At 72.0% G+C, this 19,906-nt stretch carries 13 protein-coding genes; 9 read left to right on the forward strand and 4 right to left on the reverse strand.

All coding sequences use genetic code 11. The features are described 5' to 3' along the window. Nucleotides 1-89: 89 nt before the first annotated feature. From P2H44_RS19495 to P2H44_RS19505, 3 genes are all read right to left on the reverse strand, one after another. Nucleotides 90-6,173: a CARDB domain-containing protein gene (locus P2H44_RS19495; protein ID WP_275766171.1), complete on the reverse strand. Its 6,084-nt coding sequence runs from the start codon at nt 6,171-6,173 to the stop codon at nt 90-92. Nucleotides 6,174-6,501: 328 nt separating this feature from the next. Beyond that, nucleotides 6,502-8,298, reverse strand: coding sequence for an alpha-amylase family glycosyl hydrolase (locus P2H44_RS19500; RefSeq protein WP_275766174.1), 1,797 nt, complete (start codon nt 8,296-8,298; stop codon nt 6,502-6,504). Nucleotides 8,299-8,439: 141 nt separating this feature from the next. Beyond that, nucleotides 8,440-9,255, reverse strand: a complete 816-nt coding sequence (locus P2H44_RS19505; protein ID WP_275766177.1) for an IclR family transcriptional regulator — start codon at nt 9,253-9,255, stop codon at nt 8,440-8,442. Between the two features lie 289 nt (nt 9,256-9,544). Between P2H44_RS19505 and P2H44_RS19510 the strand changes: the two genes are divergently transcribed. The 7 genes from P2H44_RS19510 to P2H44_RS19540 all read left to right on the forward strand — a co-directional run bounded on the left by P2H44_RS19510 (nt 9,545) and on the right by P2H44_RS19540 (nt 16,939). After that, the gene (locus P2H44_RS19510; RefSeq protein WP_275766179.1) at nt 9,545-10,774 is read left to right on the forward strand and encodes an ABC transporter substrate-binding protein; all 1,230 of its coding nucleotides are present in this window, start codon (nt 9,545-9,547) and stop codon (nt 10,772-10,774) included. A 175-nt stretch (nt 10,775-10,949) separates the two neighbouring features. Continuing rightward, nucleotides 10,950-11,732, forward strand: a complete 783-nt coding sequence (locus P2H44_RS19515; RefSeq protein WP_275766182.1) for an ABC transporter ATP-binding protein — start codon at nt 10,950-10,952, stop codon at nt 11,730-11,732. Then, nucleotides 11,725-12,441: an ABC transporter ATP-binding protein gene (locus tag P2H44_RS19520; RefSeq protein WP_275766185.1), complete on the forward strand. Its 717-nt coding sequence runs from the start codon at nt 11,725-11,727 to the stop codon at nt 12,439-12,441. Before P2H44_RS19515 ends, P2H44_RS19520 begins: the two co-directional genes overlap by 8 nt. Before the next feature lie 10 nt (nt 12,442-12,451). Continuing rightward, complete coding sequence (locus P2H44_RS19525; protein WP_275766188.1) at nt 12,452-13,327, forward strand: branched-chain amino acid ABC transporter permease; 876 nt, start codon at nt 12,452-12,454, stop codon at nt 13,325-13,327. 49 nt (nt 13,328-13,376) lie between these two features. After that, on the forward strand, nt 13,377-14,369 hold the full coding sequence (locus P2H44_RS19530) for a branched-chain amino acid ABC transporter permease (RefSeq protein ID WP_275766190.1): 993 nt from the start codon (nt 13,377-13,379) through the stop codon (nt 14,367-14,369). Nucleotides 14,370-14,385: 16 nt separating this feature from the next. Then, the gene (locus tag P2H44_RS19535; RefSeq protein WP_275766193.1) at nt 14,386-15,720 is read left to right on the forward strand and encodes an ArgE/DapE family deacylase; all 1,335 of its coding nucleotides are present in this window, start codon (nt 14,386-14,388) and stop codon (nt 15,718-15,720) included. After that, on the forward strand, nt 15,713-16,939 hold the full coding sequence (locus tag P2H44_RS19540; protein WP_275766196.1) for an allantoate amidohydrolase: 1,227 nt from the start codon (nt 15,713-15,715) through the stop codon (nt 16,937-16,939). Before P2H44_RS19535 ends, P2H44_RS19540 begins: the two co-directional genes overlap by 8 nt. Here the strand turns inward: P2H44_RS19540 and P2H44_RS19545 are convergent. Then, the gene (locus P2H44_RS19545) at nt 16,923-17,837 is read right to left on the reverse strand and encodes a LysR family transcriptional regulator (protein ID WP_275766198.1); all 915 of its coding nucleotides are present in this window, start codon (nt 17,835-17,837) and stop codon (nt 16,923-16,925) included. The two genes, P2H44_RS19540 and P2H44_RS19545, sit on opposite strands and share 17 nt — an antisense overlap. Nucleotides 17,838-18,179: 342 nt before the next feature. Here P2H44_RS19545 and P2H44_RS19550 point away from each other — a divergent pair, with 342 nt between their 5' ends. Together P2H44_RS19550 and P2H44_RS19555 are read left to right on the forward strand one after the other, a co-directional pair. Continuing rightward, nucleotides 18,180-18,983: an HAD hydrolase-like protein gene (locus P2H44_RS19550; protein ID WP_275766200.1), complete on the forward strand. Its 804-nt coding sequence runs from the start codon at nt 18,180-18,182 to the stop codon at nt 18,981-18,983. Then, nucleotides 18,980-19,906: an ABC transporter permease gene (locus tag P2H44_RS19555; protein WP_275766201.1), complete on the forward strand. Its 927-nt coding sequence runs from the start codon at nt 18,980-18,982 to the stop codon at nt 19,904-19,906. Before P2H44_RS19550 ends, P2H44_RS19555 begins: the two co-directional genes overlap by 4 nt.

A 19,906-nucleotide genomic window follows, 5' to 3' on the forward strand; every position in this document is an offset into this window, starting at 1 on the left:
GCAGACGACGAGGGCGGCCGACGGGCCGCCCTCGGGGTCGCTGTTCGCGAATGAACCGGGCAGGGCGGCGTCGCGCCCCCCGCCTCAAATCACAGCCAGGCCGTGCCGGTGAGCACCGCCTCGTCGGCGATGGCGAACAGCGAGGCGGGGTCCGTGGTGTGGCCGGTCTCGGCGTCGGCCGAGGTCTCCTCCATCACCCGCAGGTCGACGCCCTCCGCGCTCAGGCCCCGGCTGCGCAGGCTGGAGGGGTCGATCCCGTCCATCCCGGCCAGCGCGGCCAGCATCACCGGCGCCGAGGCGAAGTCCGAGGCGAAGGCGAAGGTCTGGAAGGCGTGGGTCAGCGTGTCGGGCAGGCTCGTCGCCTCGAAGGCGAAGCCGTCCCAGTCGCCCGCGCCCTCCTCGAACGCCATCCAGCCCAGCGTCTCGACGCCGTGGGTCCCGCCGTTGGTCGCCTCCTCCTCCTGCATGTTCATCTCGAAGCCGGAGGAGGTGGCGCGGGTCTGGCGGGTGGTGACCCAGGCGGGGTCGGCGTCGGTCTGCACCTGGCTGAACACCACCGGCGCATCGTCGAAGGCCTTGCCGAAGGTCACGCTCTCGGTGCCCGCGCTGCTGAGCACGTCGCTGTCGTAGGTCCCGACCTGCACGCGCGTTCCGTCCGACAGCCGCCAGGCGCCGGCCTCGATCACCATCCAGCCGACCTGTTCGAACCCGTGGCGCCCATCCTCGTTCGACGGCTCCTGAAGGCGGGCGGTGAAGCCGGTCGCGTCAACGTCCGAGATCCGCACCACCACCGGGGCGGGGCCGTTCTGGGTGGGGGCCAGCGCGAACACCACCGGGTCGATGAAGGCCTGGTCGAAGTCGATCCGCTGCTCGTTGACGTTGAGCGAGGCCCGGCCGACCTGCGCGATCGTGGGGATCGCGGCCGCGCCCCCCAGCCGCCCGTCGCCCTCGAGCGCGAGGTAGTCGACCGTGTCGGGGGCGCGCGCCGTCTCGGCGTCCTTCGAGACGTCCTCCTGCGCGAAGACCGTGAAGCCGAACGCGTCGACCGCGGTCGCCCGCGCCTCGGCCGGATCGCGGCCCGTGTAGCTCGACAGGTCCGCGAGCAGGGTGGGCGCGTCGTCGAAGCCGGTGTTGAAGAGCCCGGCCGCCGGCGTCTCCCGCACGCCGCTCAGCCGGCCCGCGTCGAAGACGTCGCCGCCCGCCGCGCCCGGCCCGAACTCGAAGGCGAGCCAGCCCAGGGTCTCGGCCCCGTGGGGCGTGCCCAGGTTGATCTCGTCCTCCTGGATCATCAGCTGGAACCCGTCGGCGTCGGCGCCCTGCTGGCGGGTCGTCGCCCAGTCGGGATCGACGTTGGTCTGCACGTGGCTGAGGATCGTCGGCGTCTGGGAGAACAGCGGCGCCGAGAAGTCGACCTGCGCCGGGCCGCCCAGCGCGAGGCCCGCGCTGGAGATCTCGCCCGCCTCCAGGATCGTGCCGTCGGCGAGCCGCCAGGCGCCTTCCTCGACCGCGATCCAGCTCACCGTCTCGAAGCCGTGCGCGCCGTCCTCGCCCGCGGGCTCCTGCAGCTTCATGCGGAAGCCGTCCGCGCCCACCTCGTCGATGCGCACGGTCACCGGGGCGGGGCCGTCGCGCGAGTTCACCGTGGCGATGACGACCGCGTTCTCGAAGGCGGCGTCGAAGTCGACCTGCACCCAGTTCGCGTTGACCCGCGTGGTCCCGTATTCGGCGACCGTGGGCAGGGGGACGTCGCCGGTCAGCGTGCCGGAGCCGCCGATGGCGAACCAGTCGATCGTCTCGGTCCCGTGGTCGGTCTCGGCGTCCTTGGTGGTGTCCTCCTGCACGCGGGAGACGAGGCCGTCGCCGTCCAGCTCCACCACCCGGGCCGTGGCGGGATCGGCGCCGTCGAAGCTGCCGATGCTGGTCAGGATCTCGGGCGCCGCGCCGAAGCCGGTCGGGAATATCTGGCCGAAGGGCGAATGGGTGACCACGTCGGCGGTCGAGCCGGCGGCGAACTGCAGGCCGTCCCAGCGTCCCGCGCCGGGATCGATGGCGAACCAGCCGAGGGTCTCGCGCGCGTGGCCCGAATCGTTGAGGAGCTCCTCCTCCTGCATCGTCACCTGGAAGCCCGCGGCGTCGGCCCCGCGCTGGCGGGCCACCACGTAGTCGCCGCCGTTGAAGGTCTGCACCTGGGTCTGGATGGCGGGCGCCTCGCCGAACTGGCCGGCGGTGAAGCCGACCTGCTCGAACCCGGAGGGGCTGAGCTTGCCGCTCTGCAAGGTCCCCGCCGACAGGCGCGTGCCGTCGGCGAGCTCCCAGTCGCCGGCCTCGATCACCATGTAGTGGACCTGCTCGTAGCCGTGGACGCCGTCGTCGGCGTTGGGCTCCTGCAGCATCAGGGTGAAGCGGTCGCCGCTCACGTCCGACAGGCGCACGGTCGCCACGTCGGGGTCGTTGGAGGAGGCGATCTTGGCGATCACCACCGGGTTCTCGAAGCTGTGGTCGAGCACGATGGTGCGGGGCGTCTCGTTCAGCAGCAGGTGGCCGACCTCGGCGATGGTCCGTCCGCCCGTCGCCACGGGGGCCTCCACCACGTCGATGAAGATGTTGTCGCCGGTGTCGCCGGTGGTGTTGTCCGCGAAGCTCGTCTCGTCCTGGTCGCCGTCGAAGTTGACGATGGCGCCCAGATGCAGGGACCCGGCGTCGAGCGACGCCGGCAGCGTCACGGCGGCCAGGATCTCGACGCTCGCGCCCGCGGCCAGCGGACCGAACCCGAGCAGCCCCAGCCCTTCGTCGGTGGGCGAGACGTCCGCGTCGGGCGACAGCACGATCGCCACGTCGTCGGCGGCCGCGGCGGAGGGGCCGGTGTTGGTCACCACCACCCGGACCGTGATGGTCTCGCCGGGCCGCAGATGCGCGGCCGAGGTCTCGAAGGCCTCGATGGTCAGGTTGGGCAGGCCGGGCAGGACGATCTGGGTCGAGGCGACGTTGTCGTCCTCGTCCGTCTCCGTCGCGACGTCGAGGTCGTCGGCGACGGCGAAGATCCAGAACGGGGTCTCGGCCTCGAGCGAGGGCAGGCCCGAGCCCAGCGGCCCGCCGAGGGCGATGGTCCGCGACCCGAACCCCGCGATCGGCGCCTCCGAGCTCGAGCCCAGGCGGATGTCGCCGGCATCCAGCGCGTCGTCGAACGACAGGTAGTAGGCCAGCGTTGTGGCGGGCAGCTCGGTGGGGCCGGCGTTGACCAGCGTGATCGAGCCTTCGAACAGGTTCTCGGGCGCGCCCTGGAAGACGCTGGCGGTCGGCTCCAGCGTGAAGGCCGTGATCTCGAGGTTCATGTCCGGCAGGATCGTCAGCGCGACCTCGTTCGTGGTGTTGTTGTGCTCGTTCTGCTCGATCACGTCGCCGCCGCCGTCGACGATGGCGCGCAGGAGGTAGCCGCCCGGCGCCAGGATGCCGGTGTTCAGCGAGGGCATGTCGTCGACGGTCGCGCCGACCCCCAGCGGGCCGAGGTCGAAGCGGCCGAGGAAAATCTCGGACGCCGCGGCGCCCGTCGTCGGCGTGGCGTAGTAGTCCACCGCGAAGCCGCCGCCCGTGGGCTGGACGCCGATGTTCTCGATGTCGATCTCGACCGTGACGTCGGTCCCCTCCAGCACGCTCGAGGGGCCGGTCAGAGCCAGGTTCACGGGGCGCAGGTCCGGCAGGTCGGGCACGACCTGCACGGTGTAGTCGCCCCTGTAGGCGTCGTTGAAGGCGGCCGCCTCGATGAAGAACCAGCCGGCGTTGGCCGGGTTGAAGACGACCTCCGAATCCAGGCCGACGGCGTCGTCGTTGCCCGCCACCTGCACGCCCGAGGCGTTGTAGACCCGCAGGAACGGGTCGAAGAGCCCGGTCTCCGTCCCGGTTCCCGCCAGGGAGATCGTGTGGTCCACGCCCGACAGCATCCAGATCCTGAACCAGTCGCGATCGCCCGGCGCCTCCAGCGTGCCGGCGATCAGCCCGTCGTCGGGCATCTCGCCATGGTCGCCCAGGCTTTCGCCGAAGTCGTCCGCGTAGACGAACACCTCGATCGGCGGGAGGGTGTTGGAGGAGGAGTTGTCGGCCTCGTCCTGTTCGGTCACCGCGCCGAGCACGTCCGCCACCGCGCCGATGAACCAGGTCCCCTCGGCGAGGGAGACGGTGTAGGCGTTGGAGCGGGTCGAGGACGCGCCGGCCGCGATCCCGCTCGGGTCGTAGGCGCCCCCCAGCTGCAGGTCGCCCTGGTCGACCGTGGCGTCGGTCGAGGCGAACAGCCGCGTCAGCTGGGGCCCCGCGTCCAGCAGGCCGGTGTTCGACGTCGTGAAGTCGATCCCGACCTGCGTCCCGATCTCCCAGTAGAGCGTGTCGACCGTGAGGTCGGAGATCACCAGGTTCGGCAGGTTCTTCTGGATCGTCAGCTCGTAGCCGCCCTCCTCGGTCGAGCCCAGCGGCCCGGCGTCGAGGTGGTAGGTGCCCGAGCCCGAGGCCGTGAAGACGAGGCGGGAATCGAGCCCCGCCCCGCCGTCGTCGTTGGCCATGAGCATGGCCCCGGAGGCGTCGCGCAGGATCAGGAACGGGTCGCTCAGCGGTTTGCCGCCGACGAGGTCCACCTGGTACTCGACCCCGTCCTCGAGCGTCACCGCGTACCAGTCGCGGTCGCCGGCGTAGTCGATGCTCTCGGCCACCGTCTCGCCCATCGCGATGGCGCCGGCGGTGGCGACGGTGTCGCCCTGCGGGTCGTGGATGACGGTGGTCGAGAAGGTGAAGGTGTTGTCGTCCTCGAGCTGCTCGGCCACGTCGCCGTCGGAGTCGACGGTGAAGGTGATGTCGTAGTCGCCGGGCGCGAGGTCGACGAAGTAGTTGGTCGACAGGCTGTTGCTCTGCCCCGCGTTCAGCGGCGCGTATCCGATCGCGGCCAGCTGCGTGACCGCGCCCGAGGCGTCGGTCGCGGTGATGTTGGACAGGAAGGCGCCGTCGCCGGTCGGCGCCAGGCCGTCGTTGGCGAAGGTGATGCGCATGAAATAGGTGCGGCCGCCGTAGAGGATCGCCTCGTCGCCCTCGACCGAGGTGATCGCGAGGTTCGGCAGGAACGCGGTCGAGGTCAGCCGGTAGCCGCCGACGTCGTCCTCGCCCGAGTCGCTGACGTCGAGGTAATACGTGCCGCCGACCGTGGGCGTGTAGGTGATGCGGGGCGCGTTCACGCCGGGCCCGCCGTTGTCGTTGGCGCTGATGTAGGCGCCCGTGCCGTCGCGCAGGGTCATGAACAGGTTCGGCTCGGGGCGCGAGCCGTTCACCGCCTCCCCCTCGACGTCGAAGCGATACTGCACGCCCGCCGTCAGCTGGACCGCGAAGAAGTCGTGGTCGCCGACGTACTCCAGCTCGCCCGTCACGTCGCCGTGCGGGGCCACGACGCCCGAGGTGGTGATGTCGTTGCGCTGGTCGTCGGGCAGGACGTTGACCTGGACGACCCGGTTCGACGGGGTGAAGTTGTTGAGTTCGTTGGCCTCTTCCACGTCGAGCCCGGCGTCCGCGCCCAGTCCGACGTACCAGACCCCGACCGGCAGATCGACGATGTAGGAGGCGAGCGCCGAGCGAATCTCCCCCGGGGACATCGCGGCCGTGGCGATGGTCGCGATCAGCGTGTCGGACGCCGAGAGGTCGGGGTCGGACGAGGCGTAGATGCCCAGCAGGCTCGGGCCCGCCGCGATGTTGCCGCCGTTGTAGAGTTCGTGGGCGATCTCGACCGCGGCGCCCTGGCGCCACGTGCCGCTCGTGAACACCGCGGTGGGGGCGAGGTCGGCCTTCGCCTCGATCACCTCCAGCTCCCAGGCGCCGGCGTTGGCGTCGTGGAGGTCCTCGACCTCGAAATAGTGGAGGCCGCCGCTGCTGGCGAAATAGGTGAAGGAGACAAGCCCGTCGGCGTTGCCGTCGGTCTGCGACGACCGCTGCCGGCCGGTCTCGTCGTAGATGTCCACGCGCGGGTTGATGCGCGCGCCGAGCGCGTCCTCGATCCCCGTCAGCTTGACCTCGTAGACCACCCCCTCGGTCAGGTCGTAGGCAAGCCAGTCCTTGTCGCCGATCGTCTCGATCTCGCCGGTGATGGCGGTTCCGATCGTCCCGGTCCCGGCGGTGGCGTTGGTCTGTCCGAAATCGTCCGGCATGGCGGCTTCCCCTGTCGCGTGTCGCGAACAAAACGAACGCCGTTCCCGTCCTCCCCAGGACGAGGCGGCGTCGCTCCCGAGCATCAATCGCTTGCGGACCCGGAACCGGGCCTTGGCGTTACGTTAACGATGGTCGGTCGTTCTGTCCCACGGAATGGAAAGCGGTTCTGTAATCCCGTTCACAGCCGCGCCCGGCGCGCGATCGGACGCTCGCGCCCAAAGGCGTCGGCGAGGGGCTGGGAGAGGAGATCTTCGGGGAGACGCGCCCTGCACGGCGCGTCTCCCCGCCTTCACCCGCCCGCGCTGGCGTCCCGGCGCGGGGCCGCGATCAGCGGGTGAAGATCAGCGCGGTGTAGGCGCCGATGCCGAAGGTCCCGTGGAAGGGGCGGCCGTCGCGCTCCCCCTCGACGCCCTCGAGCGCGGCGGAGTCGAAGCCCGCGAAGTCCTTCGAATAGCCGTCCCAGTCGGTGTTCAGCCGCAGCCGCCAGGTTCCGCCGCCGGGCAGGGGGACGGTCACGTCCTCGGCCGGCAGATGGGCGAAGTTGAGGGCGACGATCACGCCCTCGTCCCCCTCCCGCCCGTCGTCGCGGCGGTGGAAGACGACGAGCTTGCGCGCCTCGTCCATCATCAGCACCTCGACCTGCCGGCCCGAGAGACCGGCGGCGCCGCCCTCGCGGTCGAGGCGCAGGGCGATCAGGTCGCGGTAGAGGCGCGTCACCCCCCGGAAGGTGTCGTTCATATCCCAGTCGAGCGGGACCGCGTCGTCGAACCAGTCGCCCTGCAGGAACTCCTGTCCCTGGAACAGCATCGGGATGCCGGGGGTGGTGAACATCAGCGCCGCCCCCAGGGTCGAGCGCTTCTGCGCCGCCCAGCCGGGGGCGCCCTCGCCGTCGATCTCGTGGGGCACGCGGGCCTGGCCGTTGGCGACCTCGTCGTGGCTCTCGGTGTAGATCACCCGCTGGAACGGGTCGCCGTTGTAGTCGGCGCAGAGCGCGTCGACGACCGCCTGCATCGAGCGGTCCTCGTCCGCCATGGCGATCAGGACGGCGCGGATCGGATGCACGAAGCCCGCGTCCCACTGCGCGCCGAAGCCCGCGCCGCCGGCCTCGACGGAGGCGGTCATGGCGTGGTTCAGGCGCAGGTCCTCGGCGATGGTGATGCGGCCGGGGAAGCGGTCTGCCACCGCGGCGTTGATCTCCTGCATCAGGGACCAGCCCTCGGGGATCGCGTCGGCCTCGTTCCCCTCGTCGCCCGAGATGGTGCGGATGTAGAGGGTCATGTCGAAGCGCAGCCCGTCGACGCCGTAGCCGCCAAGCCAGTGCAGCGCGTTCTCGCGGATGAAGTCGCGCACCTCGGCCCGGCCGTAGTCGGGGCGCGTGTCGCCCCAGGGCGTGTCCGAGCGGTGGTCGTTGTAGAAGTAGATCCCGCCCTTGCCCTCCTCCGACCAGCCGTCGAACTGCCAGAGGTCGAGGTCGGAGGGGCCGAGGTGGTTGTAGACCACGTCCATGATCACCGCGAAGCCGGCGGCATGGGCCTTGGCCACGAAGTCGCGGAAGGCGTCGGGGCCGCCGTAGGCGATCTCGACTGCGAAGATATGGGCGGGGTTGTAGCCCCAGCTCAGGTCGCCCGCGAACTCGGCGATGGGCATCACCTGGATCGCGTTCACGCCCAGCTTGCGCAGGTGGTCGAACTTCTCGACCGCCTCGGCGAAGCCGCCCGGGCGCTCGGGGTCCGAGCGGTGGAAGGTGCCCATGTGCATCTCGTAGATCACCAGCCGGTTCCAGTCGGGGCGCGCGAACCCGTCCTCGGGGGCGGAGCGCGGCGCGCAGACGATCCCGTCGCCGACCGAGCTGGTCAGCGCCCGCGCCCAGGGGTCGATCCGGCTGAGGACCTGGTCGCCGTTGAGGATGCGGAAGCGGTAGCGCTGGCCCTCGGCGGCGTGGGGGAGCGTCGCGCTCCAGCAGCCGTCGTCGCCGCGGACCATCGGGTCGGCCTCGTCGGCCCAGTCGTTGAACTCGCCGACGACGAAGACCGCGTCGGCGTTCGGGGCCCAGACCCGGAAGGACGCCCCCTCGGCCTGGGCGGCCGCCCCCATCGGGAGGGCGGGGGATGGCACATCGAGCATGCGCGTGTCCTTATGGAAAATCACTCCCCCTCGATATGGATCGACCGGCCCCCGCGGCCAGCGCGCGGAGGCGCTTCCCGACGCCGCGCCGCGCGGCGTCGCGAACTGCGCTCCCCTCCGCCTGGCGGCGGGCGCCGGCGCTCAGCCCTCGGCGTCGAGGTGGGTGCCGATCTCGGCCACCGCCTCGAGCAGCGCGTCGAGATGCGGGGGCAGCCCGTCGGGGCCGGGGGCGAGGCGGCGCGACAGGTCCGTGAGCGAGATCACCGCCCGGAAGCGCCCGGCGGGATCGTGGATCGGGGCGGCGAGCCCCGCCATGCCGATCGAGTAGTCGTCCACCGCCAGCTCCCACCCCCGCGCGGCGATGGCCCGGGCGTCGGCCTCCAGCTTCGCCGGGTCGGTGCAGCTCGCGGGCGTGAAGGCGTGGAGGGGGCCGGCCAGCACCTCCGCCCGGCGGGCGGGGTCCATCGAGGCCATCACCATGCGCGGCCCCCCCGAGCAGTTGATCGGCATCAGCCGCCCCACCTCGGTCCAGCGCACCCCGGCCAGGCGGGCCTGCGCGCGCACCCGGTCCACGCAGAAGGCGTGGCCGCGGAACTCGGTCCACAGGAAGGCGGTCATGCCCGAGTGCGCGGCCAGGCGGGCGAGCACCGGGGCCGCCACGTCGCGCAGCCGCCGCTCGTAGAAGACCGCGGGCTGCAGCGCCATCAGGCCGGGACCCAGCGCATAGCGCCGCTCCCGCGGGAAATGCAGCACCCAGCCCACCGCCTCGAGCGTGTGGAGCAGGCGGCGGGCGGTGTTCTTGTCGAGCTCGGCATGGGCCGCGATCTCGCTCAGCGTCAGGCGCGGCGCCTCGGCGTCGAAGGCCGACAGGATCGCCGCCGCGCGCTCCACCGCGCGCACGCTGGCGACGCCGGGCCGTTCGCTGCGTCTCTCCTCCGGTCCGTGGTCCTGGGTCATGTGCGGGCCTCCCTCCCTGAAAGTATCACTATATGATACTAAATATCGTCTGTTGACAACACCTTGAGTCGCCCTCAGGCTCGATGTCCAGACAAGCCGGCGCAGACCGGCGGCCGCCCTCGCGCCGGGCCGGCGCCGTGCGCCCCTCGGCGGGCGTCGCGCGCCCTCGGGGTCCGGGGAAGCGGCCGAAGACCGGCGAGCGAGACCGAAAGCGGGCCGTCGCGGTCGGGCGAGACGCCCGCCCCGGCCGTCCATGACGACAGACATTGCGACCGACAGGAGAGTGCAGATGAGATCGAACGCGATCCGCGCCGCGGGCCTGACCCTGGCGACCGGCATGGCGCTGGGCGCCCCCGCCCTGGCCGACGACCTCAAGATCGGGGTGATCGGCCCGCTCAGCGGCCCGGCGGCCGTCTCGGGCCTGTCGATGCAGCAGGCCTACCAGGCCCGCGTCGACAAGCTGAACGCCGAGGGCGGCGTGACCCTGGACGGCGAGCCCGCCCAAATCGAGTTGATCTTCGAGGACAGCGCCTCGCGGCCCGAGCAGGGCGTCTCGGCGGCGCAGAAGCTGCTGACCCGCGACGACGTCGACATCCTGATCGGCGACTCCATCGCCTCGTCGGTGACGCTGGCGGTGATGGAGGTCTCGGCCTCCTACGGCAAGTTCACCATGTCCGGCCAGCCGGTCTCGATCGAGATCTCGAAGAAGGTCGCCGCCCAGCCCGACCGTTTCGCCAATTTCTGGAAGACCGGCTTCAACTCCGACAACTACGGCGCGACGCTGTGGGAGACGGTGCAGATGATGATCGCCGACGGCACGATCGAGGCCGGCGACAAGAAGGTGGCCTTCATCGTCGAGGACACCGACTACGGCAAGTCGAACATGGAATACGCGGCGCCCCTGTTCGATGAGGGCGGCTGGACCGTCGCCTCCTCCGAGACGGTGTCGCTGGGCTACGCCGACTTCTACCCGCAGATCTCCAAGCTGCGCGGCGACGCGCCGGACGTGCTGATCTCGGTGTTCACCTCGGTCAACTCGGGCGTGGCGCTGGTCAAGCAGCTGGCCGAGCAGGGGGTCGAGACCCCGCACCTGGCGATCTACTACCCGATCCGCTCCGAGTTCCTGGAGGGCGCGGGCGAGCAGGCGAACGGCCTGCTGTGGTCGCCGCTGCTGTTCGACGCGGTCAACAACCCCAGGCACGCCGAGTTCTCGACGATGTACGAGGCGCTGGCCGGCAATCCCGCCAACGGCGACCACGCGCTGGGCTGGTGCCAGATGGACCTGCTGCTGGGCAACCTCGCCAAGGCCGGCACCGCCGAGCCCGCGGCGCTGTCGGCGGCGTTCAAGGACACCGACTACAGCTGCGTGGTCGGCCGCTACGTGTTCGACCCCGAGACGCACTCGCCGCTGGGCGGCGCCGACTACCTGCCGGCCCCGACCGCGCAGATCCAGGACGGCGTCAGCTACGCCGTGTGGCCCAAGAACCAGGCGACCCGCGAGATCTCCTTCGGCAAGTGAGCCGGACCGGGCCGGACCGCGCCCGAGCGGTCCGGCCCGACCGGCCCCGCGCCCGCCCGCCTTCGACGCGGGCGGATCGCGCCCCCCCTCCGCCTCCCCGCCGTCCCGTCCCGGTCCCGCCGTCGCCGCCCGCCCCGCGGCGCGCGCCGCGCCCGATCCCCGCCGGAGCCAGCGCATGCCCGAACCCGCCGCCCCAGCTTCTCCCGGCCCCGCCGCTTCCGATGCGGCGTCCGGCGCCCTTCTGAAGGTCGAGGGCCTGTCGATCGCCTTCGGCGGCATCCGCGCCGTCGACGACCTCAGCTTCTCGGTCGCGCCAGGCCGGATCGTCGCCCTGATGGGGCCGAACGGGGCCGGCAAGACCACCACCTTCCACATGATCGCCGGCGTCCACGCCCCCTCGGCGGGCCGGGTGATCTTCGACGGCCGCGACATCACCGGCCTGCGCCCGGACAAGCGCTGCCGGGTGGGCCTGGCGCGCACCTTCCAGATCACCCAGCCCTTCGACGACCTGAGCGTGGTCGAGAACGTGATGGTCGGCGCCATGTCGCGCCACGCGCGCCTCTCGCACGCCCGCGACGACGCCGCGCGCTACGTCGAGATGGTGGGCCTGGGGGAGCGGATGGACGTGCTCGCCAAGGGCCTCTCGACCGGCCAGCGCAAGCGGCTGGAGCTCGCCCGCGCCATGGCGACCCGGCCCAAGCTGCTGCTGATGGACGAGGTCACCGGCGGCGTCGACCAGAAGAGCCTGCCCGGCCTGATCGACCTGGTGCTGGGCCTGCGCCGGGAGGGGCTGACCCTGATCGTGGTCGAGCACAACATGCGCGTGATCAACGACCTGGCCGACCACGCGATCTTCATGAACCGCGGGGTGAAGATGGCCGAGGGCCCTCCCGCCGAGATCGCCCGCCACCCCGACGTGGTCGAGCTCTACCTGGGCGAGGGGGCCGCGCATGGCTGATCCCATTCTCCGGGTCGAGGACCTGAACGTCGTCTACGGCGCCTACCAGGTGCTGTGGGACGTCTCGATGGACTGCGGCGACCGCGAGGTGGTCGCGGTGCTGGGTCCCAACGGCTCGGGCAAGTCCACGGTGCTGAAGGCGATCATGGGGCTCACTCCCGTGCGGTCGGGGAAAATCCTGTTCGAGGGCGCCGACCTGACCCGGACGCCGGTGCACGAGAAGGTCGCCATGGGCATCTCGATGGTCCTCGAGCGCCGGCGCCTCTTCAAGGACATGACGGTGCGCGAGAACGTGCTGCTGGGCGCCTACCACAAGTCCGTCGCCGGCAAGTCGGCCGAGCGGCTGGAGTGGGTGGAGAGCCTGTTCCCGATCCTAGCCGAGCGCCGCAACCAGGTCGCCGGCAAGATGAGCGGGGGCGAGCAGCAGATGGTCGCCGTCGCCCGCGCCCTGATGTCGGGCCCGCGCCTGCTGCTGATGGACGAGCCGTTCCTGGGCCTCGCGCCCCGCATCGTCGCGCAGATCGCCGACATCATCCGCAAGGTCAACGGCGAGGGCATCGCGGTGATCTTCAACGAACAGAACGTCCAGCTCTCCTTCGGGATCTCCGACCGGGGATACCTGCTCGAGGGCGGGCGCATGATGCTGTCGGGCACGGGGGAGGAGATGATCGCCTCCGACGTCGTCCGGCGCGTCTATCTCGGGGCATGAGGAGCGCACGATGACCTCCGCGATCCTGATCGAGCAGATCGTCAACGGCCTGGTGATCGGCTCCATGTACGCGCTGATCGGCAGCGGCATCGCGCTGATCTACGGCACCATGCGGGTGCTGAACCTGGCGCATGGCGAGTTCTACATGCTGGGCGGCTACTTCGTGTTCTACACGGTCGCCGTCTGGGGCCTGCCGGCCTGGCTGGGCATCCCGCTCGCCGTCGCCGCCGGCTTCGTTCTGGGCGCGGTGGTGCAGCGCCTGACCATCCACCGGCTGCTGGGTCGCGAGGGGTGGATGTTCGCCACCATCGCCGTGACCATGGGCCTGTCGATCTTCCTGCAGAACGCGGCCCTTCTTGTGTTCGGCGAGAACTTCCAGTCGGTCCCCTACTACATCGACGGCATCGTCCAGTTCGGCGAGGTGCGCCTGCCCGCGCAGCGGCTGCTGATCCTCGGCGTCGCCGCGGGGACCATCGCGGCGATGTGGTACGTGCTGAAATACACCCGCCTCGGCTGGGCGATCCGCGCGACCTCGCAGGACGCGGACGCGGCGGCGGTGGTGGGCATCCCCTCCGCCCGCGTCCATCTCATCACCTTCGGCCTCGCCGCGGCGCTGGGCGCGGTGGCCGCGGCGATGCTGGCCCCGATCTACTCGATCAACCCCTGGTCGGGTCTTCCGATCCTGCTCAAGGGCTTCGTGGTGGTGGTGCTGGGCGGCCTCGGCTCCTTCCCCGGCGCCATCGTCGGCGGGCTGGTGCTGGGCGTGGTCGAGGCGCTGGGCGTGCAGGTCACCTCGTCCGAGTGGCGGGACGTGATCTCCTTCGCGCTGATGATCGCCGTGATCTGGTGGCGGCCCTGGGGCCTGCTGGGGAAGAAGACGTCATGAGCGTCGCCTCCCGCGCCCCCTCCTCCCTCCTTCGTCCCGCGAGGTCCGCATGTTCCATCCGCTGACGCTCCGCCAGAAGGGCGCGCTCGCGCTCGGGCTGCTGGCCCTGCTGCTGCTGCCGCTGGTCTCCTCCGACAGCTACCTGATGCACGTGCTGGTGCTGGCGATGATCTTCGGGATCTTCGCCTCGGCCTGGAACCTCGTCACCGGCTTCGCGGGGATGAAGACCTTCGGCCACCACGCCTTCTTCGGCCTGGGCGCCTACGGCTCGGCCCTGATCGCGATGAACGCCGGCCTCAGCCCCTGGATCACCATCTGGCTGGGCGGCCTCGTCGCCATGGCCGCGGGCCTTCTGATCGGCCTGCCGGTGCTGCGCATCCGCTCGATGCCCCACGTGGCCATCGTGACGCTGGGCTTCGCCGAGATCGTGCGCATCACCCTCTCGAACCTGAAGGACATCACCCGGGGCGAGCTCGGCCTCTGGGGCATCCCCTTCTTCGAAGGGTTCACGCTTCCGGGCGTCGGCGCGGTGAAGTTCACCCCCGCCGACAAGGTGCCGTTCTACTACCTCGCGCTGGCGCTGCTGGTGCTGGCCTGCGGGGGCATGGCGCTGATGATGCGCACGCGCGTCGGCCTCGCTATCGTCGCCATGCGCGACGGGGAGGACGCGGCCGAGTCCCTCGGCGTGAACCTCACGAAGCAGAAGCTGCTGGTCTTCGCCGTCTCGGCCTTCGTGGTCGGCGTCGCGGGCGCCTTCTACGCCCATTACATCACCATCCTCACCCCCATGGCCGCCGTGGGCGCGGACCTGATGATCCTGGTCATCGCCATGGCGCTGGTCGGGGGGCTGGGCACCTTCGCCGGCCCCCTGCTGGGCGCGCTGATCCTGACCGCGGCCTTCGAGCTGCTGCGCGATCTCGAGAACTACCGCCTGCTGGTCTACGGCGGCCTGATCGTCCTGGTGGTGATGTACCTTCCCAAGGGGCTGGTGACGCTGGTCCCCTCCGTGCGCGAGGCGCTCGCCTCGCGCCGCCGCGCCTGATTTCGGAGCCTTCGCGATGACCGCCCCTCTCCCCCTCGATCCCGCCGTCGAGGACGCCATCGTCGCGGCCGTGGACGCCGCCTTCGACGACCAGATCCGCTTCACCCAGGCGATGGTCCGCTGCCCCTCGACCCGCGGGCAGGAGCACACCGTCCAGGACCTGATGGAAAGCGCCATGGCGGGGCGCGGCCTCGACGTCGACCGCTGGAAGGTGCGGGTCGAGGACATCAAGGACATGCCCGGCTTCGCGCCGGTGGTGGACGCCGACTACGCCAACGCCTGGAACGTGGTCGGCGCCTTCCGCCCGAAGGCGCGGGCCGAGGGCGGCCGCTCGCTGATCTTCAACGGCCATGTCGACGTCGTGCCCACCGGCCCGTGGGAGCGTTGGACGACGCCCCCGTTCGAGCCGCGGATCGAGGGCAAGTGGATGTACGGGCGCGGGGCGGGGGACATGAAGTCCGGCCTCGCCGGCACGCTCTTCGCCCTCGACGCCCTGCGCGCCGCGGGATTCGAGCCGGGCGCCCCGGTCTGGTTCCAGTCGGTCGTCGAGGAGGAGTGCACCGGCAACGGCACGCTCGCCTGCCTGCAGCGCGGCTACGCCGCCGACTGCGCCTTCGTGCCCGAGCCGCTGGGCCCGGTGCTGATGCGCGCCGAGGTGGGGCTGATCTGGTTCCGCGTCCACGTCGACGGCGACCCGCAGCACGCCTCGGCCGCCTTCCAGGACGTGGGCGCCAACGCCATCGAGAAGGCGCTTCTGCTGTGGCCCGGCATCAAGGCGCTGGAGGACGAGTGGAACGCCCGCAAGGGCGACCGCCCGCCCTACGAGGACCACCCCCACCCGATCCGCGTGAACCTGGGCGAGATCGAGGGGGGCGAGTGGACCTCCTCGGTCCCCGCGAAGGCGGTGCTGAACGTGCGGGTGGGCGTGTTCCCCGGCGACGACCTCGCCGACATCCGCGCCGAGATCGAGGCCCGCGTGAGGGAGGAGGCGCGCAAGGATCCGTACCTGTCCAACACGCCGCCGCGGATCGAGTGGCACGGCCACATGGCCGAGGGCTACGTGCTGGAGAACGCCGAGGCGCCCGAGGCGGCGCTGGGCGCCGTCCACGAACGCCTGACCGGCGAGGCCCTGCGCGCCGAGCCGAGCTCGGCCGCCACCGACGCCCGCTTCTTCGGCCTCTACCAGGGCGTGCCCGGGCTGGTCTACGGTCCGGTCTGCGAGCGTCCCCACGGCATCGACGAGCGGGTGGACCTCGACAGCGTGCGCCACGCGACGAAGGCGATGGCGCTGTTCATGGCCCGCTGGTGCGGGCTGGTTCCAACGGGCGCGAAGGAGCGCGGCGATGCTTAAGGCGAACCCCGAGCGTCTGTGGGACGCGCTGATGGAGCTGGGCCGCATCGGCGAGACGCCGGGCGGCGGCGCCCGGCGCCTGGCGATGGACGCCCTCGACGGCGAGGCGCGCGCGCTGCTGAGGCGCTGGCTGGCGGAGCTGGGCCTCGCGGTCGCGACCGACCGGCTGGGCAACATCTTCGCCCGGCGCGAGGGGACCGACCCCGACGCCGACCCGGTGGTGATCGGCAGCCACCTCGACACCGTGCCCACGGGCGGCAAGTTCGACGGCGCCTACGGCGTGATCGCGGCGCTCGAGGTCCTGCGGCGCATGGCCGACGAGGGGCTGGCCACCCGCGCCTCGGTCGAGCTGGTGATCTGGAACAACGAGGAAGGCGCCCGCTTCTCGCCGATGACCATGGGCTCCTCGGTCTTCGTGGGGGACGTGGCGCTCGACTTCGCCCTGTCGCGCACCGATCCCGACGGGGTGACGGTCGCGCAGGCGCTGGAGGCGCTGGACGAGCCCGGCGAGACCGTCGCCGTCGGCGGACGCCCCTTCGCCGCCTATCTCGAAACCCATATCGAGCAGGGCCCCCTGCTGAAGGAGGCCGGCAAGGACATCGGCGTCGTGACCGGCTCCTTCCGCGCGCGCTATTTCGTGGCGAGCGTGACGGGGGAGGCGGGCCATGTCGGCCCCACCTTGATGGAGCAGCGCCACGACGCGCTCGCCGCCGCCGCGGAGCTGATCCTGGGCATCGAGGCCATCGGCCGGGCGCGGGGCCGCGACGGCCGCTCCAACGCTCCGCACCTGGAGCTCTCGCCCAACGTGCGCGGCGTGATCCCCAACGCGGTCCGCGTGAGCTGCGACATCCGCCATGTCGAGGCCGGACCGCTGGCCGAGATGGAGGCGGAGCTGCGCGCCCTGTGCGAGCGCGTCGCCGCCGAGCGGGGCGTGCGCGTGGAGCTGGCGCAATACTTCGCCTTCGGCCCGATCGACTGCCACGCGGCGATGAACGACATGGTCCGCGGCTGCTGCGAGGAGCTGGGCCTCTCGACCATGGACATCCTCGCGGTGGCCAGCCACGACGCGATCCCGATCATGGGCTACTGCCCGACGGCGCTGTTCTTCATCCCCTCCGAGACCGGCATCAGCCACAACGAGGCCGAGTGGAGCACGCCCGAGCAGTGCGCCGCGGGCGCCGACGTGCTGCTGGCGGCCACCCTCAGGGCCGCGGGCTGAGGCGGGGCGGGGCGGGCGTCGGCCCGCCCCCGGCCCGCAGCCCCCGCGCCACCTCGTAGACGGCGTCCACGAGCCGGCTGCCGGAGTCGGCGAGGCTGAAGACGTATTCGTCCACGCGCGCCGAGACCTCGGTCAGACGCAGCCGCGCCGCCCCGTCCTGCCGGCTGGTGCCGTGGCGCCAGAGGAACCCCACCCCCAGCCCGCTGACCACCGCCTCGTAGAGCCCGTCGCGCGCGTCCAGCGTCAGGAACGGCGTGGGCGAGAGGCCGGCGCGCGCGAACATCCGGTCCACCACCCGCTGCGTGGACGAGCCCCGCGCCCGGAAGATCAGGGGCGCGGCGCTCAGCTCCTCGGCCGTCGCCGTCTCCTGCCGGGCGAGCGGGTGGGAGGGGGGCGCGATGGCGATCACCTCGTTGCGCATCAGCGCCTCGCGCCGGAAGCGGGCGTCGGGGGCGACCTCGGGCAGCACGCCCACGTCGACCTCGTGGTTGAGGACCGCGCGGGTGATCTTCTCATGGCTGCCGGTCTCGACCCGCAGGGTCACGCCGGGATAGGCGCGGTGGACCGCGGCCACCAGCGCCATGCCCGGCATCGCGTTGCCGAGGCCGATGGCGATCGAGCCCTGGGCGAGCGAGGCGCCGCTGCTCAGCAGACGCTCGGCCCGCTCGCCCGCCTCCAGCATCCGCTCGGCCGCGTCGCAGACCTGCAGGCACAGGGGCGTCGCCGCCAGCCGCCCCCGCTCGCGCCGGAACAGGCGCACGCCGTAGGCCGTCTCCAGCGCCCGCACGCGCTGGGAGACGTTGGTCTGGCTGACGCCCATGCGCCGCGCCGCCGCGGCGTAGGAGCCCGCCTCCGCCACCTGGCGGAGCGCGTCGAGTCGGGAAGGCGAGAGGGTCATGGCGGGAATCCGAAGCCGGAGTTCGAGGTGGCCAAACCCTAGCTTCCGTCTGTAACAGGCGCGTCACAGCTGTGAGGCAGGTTGCCCCCGTCGACCGAGGGGCCCCGCCCCCGCGACCGCGCCGGCCGCCCCAGGCGGCCTGCGACGACCCCCGCGATCCGCGCGGCGCCCTGCGCCCGCGCCCAGACCCCGCCGACCCGGCCCGCCGGGCGCGGCGCCCTCCCGCGCCGTGGCGCGGGCCGCTCGACCTCTCCCGCGTTCCGGCGCGGGCCCTGCCATGCCCCCGCGCCGCGGCGCGGGCCTGAACCCACGCGGCGACGCCCGCCGCCGAAGGAGCCCGCCTTGGACGCAGACCTCGCCTTCCGCACCGCCGCGCTCGATGCCGCCCCCGCAGCGGCGCCCGGCGCCCGGCGCTGGCCCGCGCTCGATCCCGCGATGGTCGAGGGGGCGGCGCTGGTGCTGTGCGACCTCGACGGCTGCCTCGTCTCCGAGGGGCGGGCCTTCGCCGACGCCGCCGGCTTCGTGGACCTGTGCGGGGCGCGGCTGCGCATCGTCTCCAACCGCTCGGACCTCGACGCCGACGCCTGCGCCGCGGCGCTGGCGGGGCAGGGGCTGGCGGTCCCGGCCGCGCATCTGTGGCTGGCGGGGGAGGCGACGCTGCGCCACCTCGCCGAGGCCCTGCCGCGCGGCGCCCGCCTGCGCCTGCTGGCGCCCCCGCCCCTGGCCGCGCGGGCCGCGGCGCTGGGCCTGAGCCTCGCCCGGCCCGGAGAGGGCCCGGTCCCCGCCGCCACGCTGCTCTGCCGCGACCCCGCCGCGGGGGTGGAGGAGCTGGGCGAGGTGCTGGCCGACGTCGCCGGGGGGGCGGAGCTGTGGATCTCCAACCTCGACCTCTCGCACCCCGCCCATGACGGCAGCCCGGTGCCCGAGACCGGCGCGCTGCTCGCGGCCCTGCGCGCGATCCGGCCCGGCCTGAGCTTCCGCAGCCTCGGCAAGCCCCACCCCCACCTGCTGACCGCCGCGCTGGCCGAGGCCGGCGTCGCCCCCGCCGACGCGGTCTTCGTGGGCGACAACCCCGACACCGACGGGCGGGCCGCGCTGGCGGCCGGCGTGCGCTTCGTCCACCTCGACCGGAGCCTCGCGCGATGACCCTCGTGATCCTGCGCCTGCTGGCCAAGACCGCGCTGACGCTGCTCGCCATCGTCACCGCCACCTTCTTCGCGACCCGCCTCTCCGGCTCGCCGATGGAGACCTTCCTGGGCGAGGGGCTGACCGCGGAGCAGCGCACCCAGATGATCGCCTATTTCGGCCTCGATCTGCCGATCTGGGACCAGTACCTCGCCTACCTGCGCGGCCTCTTCGAGGGCGACTTCGGCCTGAGCTTCGTCGAGCGGCGCCCCGTCGCCGACGTGGTGGCCGAGCGGATCTGGCCCTCGGTCCAGCTGCTGCTGGCCGCGGTGGCGCTGACGGTCGCGGTGTCGATCCCGCTGGGCGTGATCGCGGCGGTGTGGCGCAAGAGCTGGGTGGGCTCGGCCGTCCTCGCGCTGGCCTTCGTGGGCTACGCGGCGCCGGCCTTCGTGCTGGCGATCTTCATGATCCTGGTCTTCAGCTACACGCTGAACTGGCTGCCGGTGGTGGGCTCGTCGACGCCCCTGCACTTCATCATGCCCACCATCGCCATGTCGGGCGTGCTGATCGCGGCGCTGACCCGCTTCACCCGCAACGCCATGCTCGACGTGCTGGGGCAGGACTTCATCCGCACCGCCCGCGCCAAGGGGCTGTCCGAGGCCGCGGTGGTCCTGCGCCACGGGCTGCGGGCGGCGTCCGTCACGGTCCTCTCGGTCATCGGGCTGCAGGTGGCGGGGCTGGCGGCGGCCGGCTCGGTGGTGGTCGAGACGATCTTCTCCTGGCCCGGCATCGGCCAGCTGCTGGTGAACGCCGCCATCGTGCGGGACTACCCGGTCCTGCAGTTCGGGGTGATCGCCGTCTCCTTCGCCGTCGTCGTCGTCAACACGCTGACCGACATCGCCTACTCGCTGGCCGATCCGCGCCTGCGCCTGGCCGGGAACTGA

Origin of the sequence: Albimonas marina (genome assembly GCF_029223255.1) — a bacterium.
Taxonomy (GTDB): Bacteria; Pseudomonadota; Alphaproteobacteria; order Rhodobacterales; family Rhodobacteraceae; genus Albimonas.